The 14,328-nt window shown below is 53.0% G+C and carries 13 protein-coding genes and 1 pseudogene; 3 read left to right on the top strand and 11 right to left on the bottom strand.

Annotated features, from left to right (window positions below; all coding sequences use genetic code 11):
• Positions 1–6 precede the first annotated feature (6 nt).
• The 3 genes from deoB to deoC all read right to left on the bottom strand — a co-directional run bounded on the left by deoB (position 7) and on the right by deoC (position 3,616).
• Entirely contained in the window at positions 7–1,230 is a 1,224-nt protein-coding gene (gene deoB / locus BEG40_RS08860; RefSeq protein WP_000816471.1) for a phosphopentomutase, read from the bottom strand.
• A 51-nt stretch (positions 1,231–1,281) separates the two neighbouring features.
• Entirely contained in the window at positions 1,282–2,604 is a 1,323-nt protein-coding gene (gene deoA, locus BEG40_RS08855; protein WP_000477829.1) for a thymidine phosphorylase, read from the bottom strand.
• 232 nt (positions 2,605–2,836) lie between these two features.
• Entirely contained in the window at positions 2,837–3,616 is a 780-nt protein-coding gene (gene deoC / locus BEG40_RS08850; protein WP_001295412.1) for a deoxyribose-phosphate aldolase, read from the bottom strand.
• Positions 3,617–3,873: 257 nt separating this feature from the next.
• Between deoC and BEG40_RS08845 the strand changes: the two genes are divergently transcribed.
• Complete coding sequence (locus BEG40_RS08845; RefSeq protein ID WP_105285255.1) at positions 3,874–5,424, top strand: YjjI family glycine radical enzyme; 1,551 nt, start codon at positions 3,874–3,876, stop codon at positions 5,422–5,424.
• A complete protein-coding gene (locus BEG40_RS08840) occupies positions 5,396–6,259 on the top strand; it encodes a YjjW family glycine radical enzyme activase (RefSeq protein ID WP_105285254.1) in 864 nt (287 codons plus the stop codon). Before BEG40_RS08845 ends, BEG40_RS08840 begins: the two co-directional genes overlap by 29 nt.
• A 114-nt stretch (positions 6,260–6,373) precedes the next feature.
• Here BEG40_RS08840 and BEG40_RS08835 read toward each other — a convergent pair whose 3' ends face one another.
• From BEG40_RS08835 to holD, 8 genes and pseudogenes are all read right to left on the bottom strand, one after another.
• Positions 6,374–7,162 carry a metal-dependent hydrolase gene (locus tag BEG40_RS08835; protein ID WP_105285253.1) on the bottom strand — a complete coding sequence of 263 codons (789 nt, stop codon included), beginning with the start codon at positions 7,160–7,162 and terminating at the stop codon, positions 6,374–6,376.
• Positions 7,159–8,232 carry a patatin-like phospholipase family protein gene (locus BEG40_RS08830; protein WP_010352666.1) on the bottom strand — a complete coding sequence of 358 codons (1,074 nt, stop codon included), beginning with the start codon at positions 8,230–8,232 and terminating at the stop codon, positions 7,159–7,161. Before BEG40_RS08830 ends, BEG40_RS08835 begins: the two co-directional genes overlap by 4 nt.
• A gap of 121 nt (positions 8,233–8,353) precedes the next feature.
• Positions 8,354–8,515: a DUF1328 domain-containing protein gene (locus tag BEG40_RS08825; protein WP_000490275.1), complete on the bottom strand. Its 162-nt coding sequence runs from the start codon at positions 8,513–8,515 to the stop codon at positions 8,354–8,356.
• 115 nt (positions 8,516–8,630) lie between these two features.
• The gene (osmY, locus tag BEG40_RS08820) at positions 8,631–9,236 is read right to left on the bottom strand and encodes a molecular chaperone OsmY (RefSeq protein ID WP_105285252.1); all 606 of its coding nucleotides are present in this window, start codon (positions 9,234–9,236) and stop codon (positions 8,631–8,633) included.
• Positions 9,237–9,638: 402 nt separating this feature from the next.
• Positions 9,639–11,228: a peptide chain release factor 3 gene (prfC, locus tag BEG40_RS08815; protein WP_000175939.1), complete on the bottom strand. Its 1,590-nt coding sequence runs from the start codon at positions 11,226–11,228 to the stop codon at positions 9,639–9,641.
• Between the two features lie 90 nt (positions 11,229–11,318).
• A pseudogene (yjjG, locus tag BEG40_RS08810) lies at positions 11,319–11,997 on the bottom strand (pyrimidine 5'-nucleotidase).
• Between the two features lie 14 nt (positions 11,998–12,011).
• Positions 12,012–12,458, bottom strand: a complete 447-nt coding sequence (gene rimI, locus BEG40_RS08805) for a ribosomal protein S18-alanine N-acetyltransferase (RefSeq protein ID WP_105285251.1) — start codon at positions 12,456–12,458, stop codon at positions 12,012–12,014.
• On the bottom strand, positions 12,427–12,840 hold the full coding sequence (holD, locus tag BEG40_RS08800) for a DNA polymerase III subunit psi (RefSeq protein WP_000204035.1): 414 nt from the start codon (positions 12,838–12,840) through the stop codon (positions 12,427–12,429). The genes rimI and holD overlap by 32 nt, the downstream gene beginning before the upstream one ends.
• A 102-nt stretch (positions 12,841–12,942) precedes the next feature.
• On the opposite strand from holD, the gene rsmC reads away from it, so the two are divergent.
• Positions 12,943–13,974 (top strand): 16S rRNA (guanine(1207)-N(2))-methyltransferase RsmC, encoded by a 1,032-nt coding sequence (gene rsmC / locus BEG40_RS08795; protein ID WP_105285250.1) that lies wholly within the window; start codon positions 12,943–12,945, stop codon positions 13,972–13,974.
• The last annotated feature ends 354 nt before the right edge of the window (positions 13,975–14,328 follow it).

Here is a 14,328-nt window from a genome sequence, read left to right as displayed (position 1 = left end):
CCATTATCAGAACATGGCTTTGCCATATTCCATATCAGAAGTGCCAAAATATTTTGCCAGAGTCTGACCGATATCTGCGAAGGTTTCACGGTGCCCCAGTGAACCCGGTTTTACTTTCGGGCCATACACCAGTACCGGAATGTGTTCACGGGTGTGGTCAGTACCTGTCCAGGTCGGGTCACAACCGTGGTCAGCGGTGAGGATCAGGATATCGTCATCGCGCAGCAGTGACATCAGCTCCGGCAGACGGCGGTCAAACAGTTCCAGACCCGCAGCATAACCCGCGACGTCGCGACGGTGGCCCCAGGAAGAGTCGAAGTCAACGAAGTTGGTGAAGACGATGGTGTTATCACCCGCTTCCTTCATCTCTTTAATGGTGGCGTCAAACAGCGCGTCCAGACCGGTCGCTTTCACTTTTTTGGTGATACCGCAGTTAGCGTAGATGTCCGCAATTTTACCGACAGAAACCACCTGGCCGTGTTTTTCATCAACCAGTTTTTGCAGCACGGTCGGTGCTGGCGGTTCAACAGCCAGGTCGTGACGGTTACCAGTACGCTGGAAGTTACCGGCTTTGTCGCCGATAAACGGACGGGCGATAACGCGACCGATGTTGTAGCCGCCGTTGGTCAGCTCTTCACGGGCGATTTCGCACAGTTCGTAGAGTTTATCCAGGCCAAAGGTTTCTTCATGGCAGGCAATCTGGAACACTGAGTCAGCGGAGGTATAGAAAATCGGCTTGCCGGTTTTCATGTGCTCTTCGCCCAGTTGATCCAGAATGACCGTACCGGAAGAGTGGCAGTTACCAAGGTAACCCGGCAGATTAGCGCGTTCGACCAGTTTATCCAGCAGTTCTTGCGGGAAGCTGTTTTCGTGATCGGAGAAATATCCCCACTCAAACAGAACCGGTACACCGGCGATTTCCCAGTGACCAGACGGGGTATCTTTACCGGATGACATTTCGTGCGCCCATGCGTACGCGCCGATAACTTCAGCGTTGCCGTCCATTCCTGCCGGAATGAAACCGGTAGAACCTTCGTGTGCTTTCGCCAGCCCCAGACGGGTCAGATTTGGCAGATTCAGTGGCCCTTTACGACCATTATCAGCTTCGCCTTTAGCACAAGCTTCTGCGATATGACCCAGGGTGTCAGCCCCGACGTCACCAAAGCGTTCTGCATCTTCTGTAGCGCCGATGCCGAATGAGTCCAGCACCATAATAAATGCACGTTTCATATGTTCTCCGTACTCAGTGCTTCAAATTTAAATGATCAGATCAGTATACAATTATTCACTGATACGACGATAGACAGTTGGTGTGCTTTCTGGGGCTTTATCGGCAAGTTTAATTGCCGCTTTCACCGCTTTCGCCGCTTCCTGCCAGCTGTTTTCGTCTTTCGCGTGGATAACCGCCAGCGGACGCTGACCGTCTACCTGGTCGCCCAGACGCGCCATATCAGTAAAGCCGACGCTATAATCGATGGTGTCAGATGCCTGACGGCGACCGCCGCCCATTGCAACCACTGCCATCCCCAGCGCGCGGGTATCCATTTCACTGACAAAACCTTCGGTATCAGCATAGACTGCTTTCGTCAGCATGGCTGTCGGCAGATACTTCGCGTAGTTCTCAACGAAGTCAGTCGGGCCTTTTTGTGCCGCGACCATACGACCAAAGACTTCTGCCGCTTTACCGTTGTCCAGCACCGCCTGCAATTTCGCGCGCGCTTCGGCGTCATCTTTCGCCAGTTTGCCGGAGGTAAGCATCTCCACGCACAGCGCCATCGTGACATCAAACAGACGCGGGTTACGATACTCACCCGTCAAGAACTGCACCGCTTCACGCACTTCAACCGCGTTACCGGCACTGGATGCCAAGACCTGATTCATATCGGTGAGCAGCGCAGTGGTGCGCACGCCAGCGCCGTTAGCCACGCCAACAATCGCTTCGGCGAGGGCTTCAGAGAGTTCGTAGGTCGGCATAAACGCGCCGCTACCCACTTTCACGTCCATCACCAGCGCGTCCAGACCTTCCGCAAGTTTCTTCGCCAGAATAGAGGCGGTGATCAGCGGAATGGAGTCCACGGTTGCGGTAATATCGCGGGTTGCGTAGAAACGTTTATCCGCCGGAGCCAGTGAGCTGGTCTGGCCGATAATTGCCACGCCAACATCTTTAATGATTTCGCGGAAACGGTTGTCATCCGGGAAGATATCGAAGCCAGGGATTGATTCCAGTTTGTCGAGCGTACCGCCAGTATGGCCGAGGCCACGACCAGAGATCATCGGAATATAGCCGCCGCAGGCCGCGACCATTGGCCCCAACATCAGCGAAGTCACATCGCCGACGCCGCCGGTGGAGTGTTTATCAACAATCGGGCCATTCAGATGCAGGCTTTTCCAGTCGAGAACGGTTCCTGAATCTCGCATCGCCATCGTCAGCGAGACACGCTCCGGCATTGTCATATCGTGGAAGAAAATGGTCATCGCGAGGGCGGCAATCTGCCCTTCGGAGATAGTGTTGTCGCGAATGCCGTTGATAAAGAAGCGAATTTCTTCATCACTCAGCGCATGACCATCACGTTTTTTACGAATAATTTCTTGTGCGAGAAACAAGGTAACCTCCCGTGGAATAAGTTTGAAGGCGTTGTTGCCAGGTGGCGGATGTTGTTATTGCCTGATGCTGACCGCTTCTTATCATGCCTACACGGCACTCGCCCCGTAGGCCGGATAAGGCGTTCGCGCCGCATCCGGCATCACTGCTGACAGCCTGATGCGACGCTGACGCGTCTTATCAGTCCTACAGGGGCACCCGACCCGTAGCATCCGCCCTCTGGCAAAAGACAGCTTAGTAGCTGCTGGCGCTCTTACCGTCGCCGTGGCCCAGAGCTTTCAGCAGGCTTGCCAGCAGGCTGGAAGCGCCAAAGCGATAGTGACGCGCATCTGCCCAGTCAGCACCGAACAGTTCATCTGCAATCGCGAGATATTTCTGCGCATCTTCCGCAGTACGCACGCCGCCCGCCGGTTTGAAACCAACGGTTTTTTCTACGCCCATGTCGCGGATGACTTCCATCATGATGCGCGCGCTTTCCGGCGTCGCATTCACCGCGACTTTACCAGTAGAGGTTTTGATGAAGTCAGCACCCGCTTTGATGGAGATTTCAGACGCTTTGCGGATCAGAGCTTCGTCTTTCAGTTCACCGGTTTCGATGATCACTTTCAGCAGCACGTTCGCCGCTGCGCAAGCCTCTTTACAGGCTTTCACCAGGTCAAAACCAACCTGCTCGTTGCCCGCCATCAGCGCGCGGTACGGGAACACCACGTCAACTTCATCGGCACCGTAGGCGATTGCCGCACGGGTTTCTGCCAGCGCGATTTCGATGTCATCGTTACCGTGTGGGAAGTTGGTTACCGTAGCGATACGGATTTCCGGGGTGCCCTGCTCTTTCAGCGTTTTGCGAGCAATCGGGATAAAGCGAGGATAGATACAGATAGCGGCGGTATTGCCGACCGGAGTTTTAGCCTGATGACACAGGGCGATCACTTTCTCGTCGGTGTCGTCGTCATTCAGAGTGGTCAGGTCCATCAATTTCAGTGCACGCAGGCTGCTTGCTTTCAGATCAGTCATTTCATTCTCCTGGCTTGTCGCCAATAAAATTCACCTTGCGAGTTTGTTAGTATTCTAACATCGACTCCGCAACACACTTCGATATACATCACAATTAAGAAAATCTACTTACAAATTTGCATTACGGTAATGCGATCTGGTTCAAATAATTCACTTTCAAATGAATGCGCCAGTGGTGGCAAACGCATCAGGATCAAAGTGAACATCACGAAACTTCTTACAATGGCGCATCACCTTCGGCATAAAAGGAAAAGAAGATGCCCACTTCTCATGAAATTGCGCTGCAACAACGTTGCCAGCAAATTGTCACCAGTCCGGTACTTAGCCCAGAGCAGAAGCGCCATTTTCTGGCGCTGGAAGCAGAAAACAATCTGCCTTACCCACAGCTTCCTGCCGAAGCCCGCCGCGCGCTGGATGAAGGCGTAATCTGCGATATGTTTGAAGGTCATGCGCCGTACAAACCGCGCTATGTCTTACCCAATTACGCCCGTTTTCTGGCGAACGGTTCTGAATGGCTGGAGCTGGAAGGCGCGAAAGATCTTGATGATGCACTCTCTCTGCTGACCATTCTTTACCACCACGTTCCTTCGGTCACATCGATGCCGGTCTACCTGGGGCAACTGGATGCGTTGTTGCAACCGTATGTTAGAATTCTAACACAAGACGAGATCGATATTCGAATAAAACGTTTCTGGCGTTACCTCGACAGAACCCTGCCTGACGCCTTTATGCACGCCAATATCGGCCCGTCTGATTCACCCATTACCCGTGCGATTTTACGGGCAGACGCAGAGCTGAAGCAGGTTTCACCCAACCTGACTTTTATCTACGATCCTGAAATCACCCCTGATGACCTGCTGTTGGAAGTGGCGAAAAACATCTGTGAATGTAGCAAACCGCACATCGCCAACGGTCCCGTGCATGATAAAATTTTCACAAAAGGGGGTTACGGGATCGTAAGCTGTTACAACTCGCTGCCGCTGGCTGGCGGTGGCAGTACGCTGGTACGCCTTAACCTGAAAGCCATTGCCGAGCGCAGTGAATCGCTGGATGACTTCTTTACGCGCACTCTACCGCACTACTGCCAGCAGCAGATCGCCATCATCGATGCGCGATGTGAATTTCTCTATCAACAATCACACTTCTTTGAGAATAGCTTCCTGATCAAAGAAGGGTTGATTGATCCTGAACGTTTTGCGCCGATGTTTGGCATGTACGGGCTGGCGGAAGCGGTTAACTTGCTGTGCGAGAAAGAAGGGATTGCCGCGCGCTACGGTAAAGAAGCTACCGCAAATGAAGTGGGTTATCGCATCAGCGCGCAACTGGCGGAGTTTGTCGCCAGCACGCCAGTGAAATATGGCTGGCAAAAACGCGCCATGTTACACGCACAGTCGGGGATCAGTTCCGATATCGGCACCACGCCGGGGGCGCGCCTGCCGTATGGCGATGAGCCAGATCCAATCACCCATCTGCAAACCGTCGCCCCGCATCATGCATATTATTACTCCGGGATCAGCGACATTCTGACGCTCGACGAAACCATCAAACGTAATCCGCAGGCGCTGGTACAGCTTTGCCTCGGTGCCTTTAAAGCCGGAATGCGTGAATTTACCGCCAACGTCAGCGGTAACGATCTGGTTCGCGTTACCGGTTATATGGTGCGTTTGTCGGATTTAGAAAAATATCGTGCCAAAGGTTCACGTACCAATACCACCTGGCTGGGCGAAGAAGCTGCACGTAACACTCGTATTCTGGAACGCCAGCCGCGCGTGATAAGCCATGAACAGCAGATGCGCTTTAGTCAGTAAGATCATCCCTTTCTCCTGCGTTGACGGGCCAGGCAGTCGTCTGGCTCTGTTTTTACAGGGCTGCAATCTGCGCTGCAAAAATTGTCACAATCCGTGGACGATGGGACGCTGCAATGATTGCAGGGAATGTGTGCCGCAGTGTCCACATCAGGCGTTGCAGATTGCCGACGGCAAAGTAATGTGGAACGTTGCAGTCTGCGAGCAGTGCGACACCTGCCTGAAGATGTGCCCGCAGAATGCCACGCCGATGGCACAAACCATGGGCGTGGACGAGGTGCTTAGTCATATCCGCAAAGCGGTGTTGTTTATTGAAGGGATAACGGTGAGCGGCGGCGAAGCCACGACGCAGCGACCGTTTGTGGTGGCGCTGTTTACTGCTATCAAAAATGATCCACAATTGCGCCATCTCACCTGTCTTGTGGACAGTAACGGCATGTTGAGCGAAACCGGCTGGGAAAAATTGCTTCCGGTATGCGACGGCGCAATGCTCGATCTCAAAGCGTGGGGTAGCGCGTGTCATCAACAGTTAACCGGACGAGATAATCAACAGATTAAGCGCAGCATCAGTTTGCTTGCAGAGCGCGGCAAGCTGGCGGAACTGCGTTTATTGGTAATCCCCAATCAGGTGGATTATTTGCAACACATCGATGAGCTGGCGGCGTTTATCAAGGGACTTGGCGATGTTCCGGTACGCCTGAACGCGTTTCATGCCCACGGCGTGTATGGCGAGGCGCAAAGCTGGCCGAGCGCCACGCCGGAAGATGTTGAGCAGTTGGCTGGCGCGTTAAAGGAGCGCGGGGTAAGTCGATTGATATTTCCGGCGCTGTATTTGTGATAAGCCAGAGATGTCGCAAAACTCAACATCAAGCACAATCAGTCCCCTACCCCCTCTGGGGAGAGGGTTAGGGTGAGGGGAACAAGCAGCACCAGTGTTCACTTACGGACGGCCTTACCAGCCATCGGGCACGTTAAACACCGCATACGTGTTATTAAGCAACACGTCGGCAATTTCATCCGCTGGTTCCAGGCGTAACTCACAAAGCACGGCAAACACACGGGCGGCCTGCTCCGGGCGGTTAGGCTGCCCCTGAAAACCATTTAGCGGCATATCCGGCGCATCAGTTTCCAGCAACAACGACGCCAGCGGTAATTTTGCGATGACATCGCGGGTTTTACTGGCTCGCGGGTAAGTGATAGTGCCGCCTACGCCGATTTTGTAGCCCAGTTGCACAAACCGTTCGGCCTGTTGCAGGCTGCCAGAAAATCCGTGAACCACGCCAGCACGCGGCAAATCGTGGCGTTTAAGATGCATCGCCAGTTTGTCATGCGTGCGCCGTGAATGAAGGATCACCGGCAGATCGTAGCGTTTCGCCATTTTCAGTTGTTCGTCGAGCAACCGCTGTTGGCGATCAAATTGTGGATCGTCGCCAAAGAGATCCAGGCCTACCTCCCCTACTGCCACCACCTTCGGCGGGCGCCTTTCCAGTGCCTGCTGTAACTGCTCCAGCGACGCATCGCTATGTTTTTCCAACATACCAGGATGCAAGCCCAATGCGGCATACAGCGGCTGATAATTTTCCGCTAACGCCTGCACGCGGGCAAAATTTGCCGCCTCGGTTGCCGGAACAATGATCTTGCCTACGCCCGCTTGTGCCGCGCGTTGCAGGCTGGCCTCTTCATCACCGCTAAACGGCGGAAAATCAAAATGGCAGTGGGTGTCGATAAAACGGCAAATCAAGCCAGATCCTCATTGTTAAATGTCGGGTCATTCGCCTGCGGGGCGTCTATCACCTCGGTAACCAGCGTATCGTTGGCGACTGGCGCAGGCGGAATGACGATTGGTTCCGGCGTCGCCACAGGCACCAGATGGCGAGTGAACGGTGCTTTTTCGGTTAGCATTTTACCGACTGTGGCCAGGAAATAGCGACCGCATAAACGCCCAAGTTTATAGTCATCGCGTAGCGCCGGAAGCCGGCTGCCAAGCGCGATGCTATGCAACGGTTTCGGCGGATAAATTTCGAAAATGCGTAACTTGCCGGGCGGTTTCTCAATAAATTGTTGGATGGCGCGATAACTGGTTTCATGATGCTGCACCAGATTGACCAGCGGTTGTAGGCTACTGTCACCCAACCAACGTTCCATACGTTTAAACCACTGAGGCGTATAGTACATTTGCGACGGCACAGTGCGGATCACCACCAGCGTTTTCGCCCCCTGTCTTGCCGCTTCTTTAACCGGGATCGCATCGCTGACGCCCCCATCAAAATAGTTAATCCCATCAAGTGAAACTCCGGTGCGATAAAAACCGGGAATAGCACTGGAGGCGCGAATCAAATCCAGCCAGTTTTGTTTGGTTGGCAAAAAGTAGTTCGGCGTGTAATCGTCCTGGCGGCAGGCGCACATATAAAACGATTTGCCGCTATCAAACAACCGCGCAGCGGTATCCATCTGCAACGGCATCTGGCTTGCAGTCGCCTCCACCAGCCAGTCGAGATCGATAAGATTTCCTCCACGGACAAAACGCACTGGATCGAAAAATTCACGTTTTGTGGTGTAGCGCATGATGACTTTACGCGCGTAACCAGGCTGGTTGCAGATATAGGCCGAAAGATTTTGCGCCCCGGCGGACGTGCCAAAATAGAGATCGAAAGGATTAAACTGCGCGCGCATAAACTCATCCAGCACACCAGCCGTGAAAATTCCACGCTGCCCGCCGCCTTCGCACACCAGCGCAATTCGTCCAGGCTGGAACGGCCTTAGCGACAACGGCGCAATATTACCAAGCGTTACAGGTATTCGCTGCCCCACCTCTGCCTTCCTGTTTTTGTTGTGAAAGAATGACAAAGTAACGCAATTTATTATTCGCTAAAACCGCAAAAGCCAGTCCGCTGGACTGGCTTTGGATAAAATTTTCTTAATCGTCTGAAATCTAGGGTCGTTTTCGGCCCATGAACAAACTCACCAGGAACAGAATAATCCCGACGACAAAGACAATTTTCGCAGCACCCGCTGCAGTACCGGCCAGACCACCAAACCCAAGTGCGGCGGCGATTAACGCGATAACCAGAAATATGATGCCCCAACGAAACATAAGCCTCTCCTTTACCATAGTTAATGTCACCGCTTGATATTCACTCAATGCGATATTTTTAGTGTGGTGCACATCGCGCCTCCCGACAAAGTTCGGGAGGACGAATTACGACGAATTACTTAGTTTTCAGATCATTTTTAACGCTTTTCACACCATCAACCGCTTTGGCGATGCTTTCAGCACGGTCACTCTGTGCCTGAGAATCTACAGTACCGGAGAGCTGAACCACGCCATCGGTGGTTTCAACTTTCACTTTACGTGAAGGGACGATGTCGTCCGCCAGCAGTTTGGCTTTGATTTCACTGGTGGTGGCGGTGTCACCCGCGTAGCCCTTCACAGAGCCTTCTTTAGCGTCGCGAACGTGCAGTTTGTCACTGACGGAGGTCACGCCTTCAACGTCTTTCGCCACTTTCACTGCCTCTTCGGCCTGTGCCTGGCTTTCAACAAATCCGCTTAACGTCACGACTTTTTGATCGGTTTTGACAGAGATATCAGTGCTCTTGATATTTTCATGATCCACCAGAGCTGCCTTCACTTTCGCAGTGATGGCGCTGTCATCCATGAAATTACCGACTTTATTCATAGAGCTATCGACTTTTTGCCCTGCGCTTTCATTGGTGGTCTGCGCGTTGTTTTCCGCATAGGCAGAACCGGTCGCGACGGCAGAGGTCAACATCACAGCCAGCAGAGTTTTCGAAATCTTCAGTCTTGTCATAGTCATCGATTTATTCCTGTATGTTTGCTCGTAATTTGAGCCAGGCAACACGAGGTTGCATTGCTGAATAGGGAGAGACTTCACCCTCGACAGAAGTCAATGGTCGCCATCACAAAAGCGATGGGTGATGAATAACGACCGTTACAGCTTCTGAATCAGTTATTAATATCAATCGAATGACAGTTAACGGTTTTAAATGCTGTTACCTACATACATAACGGTATTTAACGCCGACAAAAATGTCATTGCTTTGTTAAATATAGATCACAATTTTGAAACCGCTCGCCGTATCGGCTAAAAAGCGAGCAAACATAAGCGAAAGCGAATGTTTTAAGAACATTCCGCAAGCGGCTAATAAGGAAGGGAAATTGACAGGGCGCAGCGGCTGCCGCGCCCTGGAGGCAAGAATTAATGCTCGCGGGTCTGGTGGAACTGAACGTCCGGATAACGTTCCTGCGCCAGGCGCAGATTGACCATGCTGGTAGCGATGTAAGCGAGGTTATCGCCGCCATCGAGCGCCAGTTGGCTTTCGTTCTTACGCTTGAACTCTTCGAATTTCTTCGCGTCCGCGCATTCTACCCAGCGGGCGGTGGTGACGTTGACTGACTCATACACCGCTTCGACGTTGTATTCGCTCTTCAGGCGCGACACCACCACATCAAACTGCAGTATACCAACCGCACCGACGATCAAATCGTTGTTGGAGATGGGACGGAACACCTGCACCGCGCCCTCTTCGGAAAGCTGTACCAGCCCTTTGAGCAGCTGTTTTTGCTTCAGCGGATCTTTCAGGCGAATACGACGGAACAGTTCCGGTGCGAAGTTCGGAATACCGGTGAACTTCATCATCTCACCCTGGGTAAAGGTGTCGCCGATCTGAATAGTGCCATGGTTGTGCAGACCAAGGATGTCGCCCGGATACGCTTCCTCAACGTGCGAACGGTCGCCCGCCATAAAGGTCAGCGCGTCGGAGATCACCACATCTTTCGCGGTACGCACCTGGCGCAGCTTCATGCCTTTTTCATATTTACCGGATACCACACGCATAAACGCCACGCGGTCGCGGTGTTTCGGGTCCATGTTGGCCTGAATTTTAAATACGAAGCCGGTAAATTTATCTTCGCTCGCCTCTACGGTACGGGTATCGGTCTGACGCGGCATCGGCGCAGGCGCCCACTCCACCAGACCATCCAGCATATGATCAACACCGAAGTTACCCAACGCAGTACCGAAGAATACCGGGGTGATTTCACCTGCAAGGAACAGCTCTTTGTCGAACTCGTTAGACGCGCCTTTCACCAGTTCCAGTTCGTCACGCAGCTGCTGTGCCAGATCTTCACCGACCGCAGCGTCGAGATCCGGGTTGTTCAGCCCTTTAACAATGCGTACTTCCTGAATGGTGTGGCCTTTACCGCTCTGATAGAGATAGGTTTCATCTTTATATAGGTGGTAAACGCCTTTAAACAGCTTGCCGCAGCCAATCGGCCAGGTAATCGGCGCACAACCGATTTTCAGCTCGTTTTCAACTTCATCGAGCAGTTCCATCGGGTCGCGGATATCACGGTCAAGTTTGTTCATAAAGGTGAGGATCGGCGTATCGCGCAGACGGGTAACTTCCATCAGCTTGCGGGTACGATCTTCAACACCTTTTGCAGCGTCGATAACCATCAGGCAGCAGTCCACCGCCGTCAGGGTACGGTAGGTATCTTCCGAGAAGTCTTCGTGCCCCGGGGTGTCGAGCAAGTTAACCAGGCAGTCGTGATACGGAAACTGCATCACAGACGTAGTAATGGAGATCCCACGCTGCTTTTCCATCTCCATCCAGTCCGACTTAGCGTGCTGGTTGGAACCACGGCCTTTTACTGTACCGGCGGTCTGAATAGCCTGTCCGAACAGCAGCACCTTCTCGGTGATGGTAGTTTTACCGGCGTCCGGGTGAGAAATAATGGCAAAAGTGCGGCGCTTCGCCACCTCTTGCAAATAAGGAGACAACGTCATAATTCTTTCTTCTTGAGTAAGCGGCATCGCGCCGCGCTTGTTGAAAACGAAAAATTGCGGCTATTTTACCCATCAACGGGGGGGAGGCAATCAGTGTTTACACAGGAGCTGCTCCAGTTCGTGCAACGAAGAAACGGTCCAGGTGGGCACGATGCCTTCTGGTTGCTCGCGATTGTGCGCATTCAGCCAGCAGGTCGCAAGCCCGGCATTGATGCCACCGAGAATATCGGACTCAGCGGTGTCACCAACCATCAGCACACGTGAACGGTCAGGATTGCCCGCCTGTTCCAGCGCATAATCGAAAATTTTCTTATTCGGTTTGGCAACGCCAACTTCTTCGGAAATCACCAGCAAATCGAAATAATCACGCAGCCCCGTGCGTTCCAGACGCACCTGTTGCAAGGCGCTAAAGCCGTTGGTGATGATGCCGATTTTGGCGTTGCCACGAATGGCGTTAAGCAGGGAAACCGCCCCCCGGCAGCGGCGTACAGATTTCCGCCATCGCATTAATGAAGGCCTCGTTGAGTTTACCCGGCTCGACGTTCAGCCGTTCGGCCCAGCTCTCAAAACGCCCGTGCTGGAGCTGTAATGAAGTGATCGCGCCGTTTTGATAATCCACCCACAGTGGCTTGTTAACGGCCTGATAGTCCTGAAAATCTTCAGCGGTAAAGGTGACGCTGTAATCAAGAAACATCCGCTGCAGGCCGGTGAACGAGTCAAAAGTAAACAGCGTTTCATCGGCATCAAAGAAAATCCAGTCCCACTTCATTATTCCACCTTGTCTTACATACTGATTGGCAACGCCATGATGATGGCGTCTTCGCGACCGTCCGTGGTGGGGTAGTAATTGCGGCGAATCGTCGCCTCGTTAAAGCCTAAACTTTCGTACAGGGCAATGGCGGCAGCATTTGAAGCACGGACTTCCAGCCATAGCGTCGCCACGCCGCGTTTTTCCAGTTCGTCGATCAGATGTTCAAGCAGCGCCCTTCCCAGTCCCTGACGCTGATAGTCGGGATCGACCGCAATATTGAACAATGTAGCTTCATCCAGCACCACTTGCGTAATCGCAAACGCCGCCATTTTGCCGTTTTGCGTTAACTGAAAGTTGAGATAGCGTTCGCCCTGATTGCTGGCAAAGGTTTTCTCACTCCACGGAAAGGCGTGGGCGCGTTGTTCAATGTGGAAAGCCGCAGGTAAATCAGTCGTTTCGAGGGAAAAAATCGTGTTCATATGTGCAAATTTGTTGCCATAACGCGGCGCGTGCCGTTGGGTTTGCCCGTAATTCGGTGAGCGCCGGTGATGCCACCTGAGCGCCTTCCAGTGATAGCGGTTCATCAGTGCCCAACCGCCAGCTATTGCAGCGACTGCCTTGCGGCAACATCGCGATCTTTTCTGGCGTCAGTTGCAGCACTTGATCAGGGCTGACGGTTAATGCGCGCAGAACGTCGCTCACTAAGGGATCGGTCAGGGCGGGAAGATCGTTTGCCACCATCACCAGACGAACGTGTGCGGGGATCGCAATGGCGACCTCTCCCTGCAACGCGCCAGGGCGACGCAGCGACCACTGGGTAATGCCCAGCTGCTGTAACTGCCAGTCTCGTCGGGATGTCATAGCGAATCGCTCCTGTTGTCAGGGGCGCAAATATAGCAAATTCGTCGATACCGCGCCAACATATGGCTATAATCGCCGCCAGTATCAATTGAGGAGCATTCCATGTCTGCATTTACCCCGGCAAGTGAAGTCTTGCTGCGCCACAGTGATGATTTCGAACAAAGCCGTATTCTGTTTGCCGGTGACTTACAGGATGACCTGCCCGCGCGTTTAGATACCGCGACCAGTCGTGCTCATACCCAGCAATTCCACCACTGGCAGGTATTAAGCCGCCAGATGGGAGATAACGCCCGTTTTAGTCTGGTCGCCACGGCGGATGATGTCGCAGATTGCGATACGCTGATTTACTACTGGCCGAAGAACAAACCGGAAGCCCAGTTCCAGTTGATGAATTTACTTTCTCTGCTGCCGGTGGGGACAGATATTTTCGTCGTTGGCGAAAACCGTAGCGGCGTGCGCAGCGCCGAGCAAATGCTGGCAGATTATGCGCCATTGAATAAGGTAGACAGCGCCCGTCGCTGCGGTCTCTATTTTGGTCGTCTGGAAAAGCAGCCAGTGTTCGATGCCGATAAATTCTGGGGCGAATACAGCGTCGATGGTCTGACGGTCAAAACGCTGCCTGGTGTGTTTAGCCGCGACGGTCTGGATGTCGGCAGCCAGTTGCTGCTCTCGACGTTAACCCCGCACACAAAAGGCAAAGTGCTGGATGTCGGCTGCGGTGCGGGTGTGCTTTCAGTTGCCTTTGCGCGCCATTCGCCGAAGATTCGTCTCACCTTGTGCGATGTCTCTGCACCGGCGGTAGAAGCCAGCCGCGCGACGCTTGCTGCCAACAGCGTTGAAGGTGAAGTCTTTGCCAGCAACGTTTTTTCCGAGGTGAAAGGTCGTTTTGATATGATCATCTCCAACCCACCGTTCCACGATGGGATGCAAACCAGCCTGGATGCAGCACAAACGCTGATTCGCGGTGCGGTGCGTCATCTTAATAGCGGCGGCGAGTTGCGGATTGTGGCGAACGCCTTCCTGCCTTATCCGGACGTGCTGGATGAGACATTTGGCTTCCACGAAGTCATTGCGCAAACCGGACGCTTCAAGGTGTATCGCGCCATTATGACCCGCCAGGCGAAGAAAGGTTAAGTCTCTCGCCGCAAGCCTTGTTGGATGCGGCGTGAACGCCTTATCCAACCTACCAAACCTGCTCGTTAGCCCTTTGTAGGCCAGATAAGACGCACCAGCGTCGCATCTGGCATCCATTGCCACATGCCATATCGGATGCGGCGTGAACGCCTTATCCGACATACAAAACCTGCACGTTAGCCTCCTGATGACCATTTTTCCAGCAATTACGCATCAGGCGATAATTAACTATTGACGAAAAGCTGAAAACCACTAGAATGCGCCTCCGTGGTAGCAATTCTTTTTAAGAATTGATGGTATGCGAAGGTGGCGGAATTGGTAGACGCGCTAGCTTCAGGTGTTAGTGTCCTTACG

Origin of the sequence: Escherichia sp. MOD1-EC5495, assembly GCF_002965965.1 — a bacterium.
GTDB classification, from domain to species: Bacteria; Pseudomonadota; Gammaproteobacteria; order Enterobacterales; family Enterobacteriaceae; genus Escherichia; species Escherichia ruysiae.
This window is presented reverse-complemented; position numbering and strand designations above follow the sequence as displayed.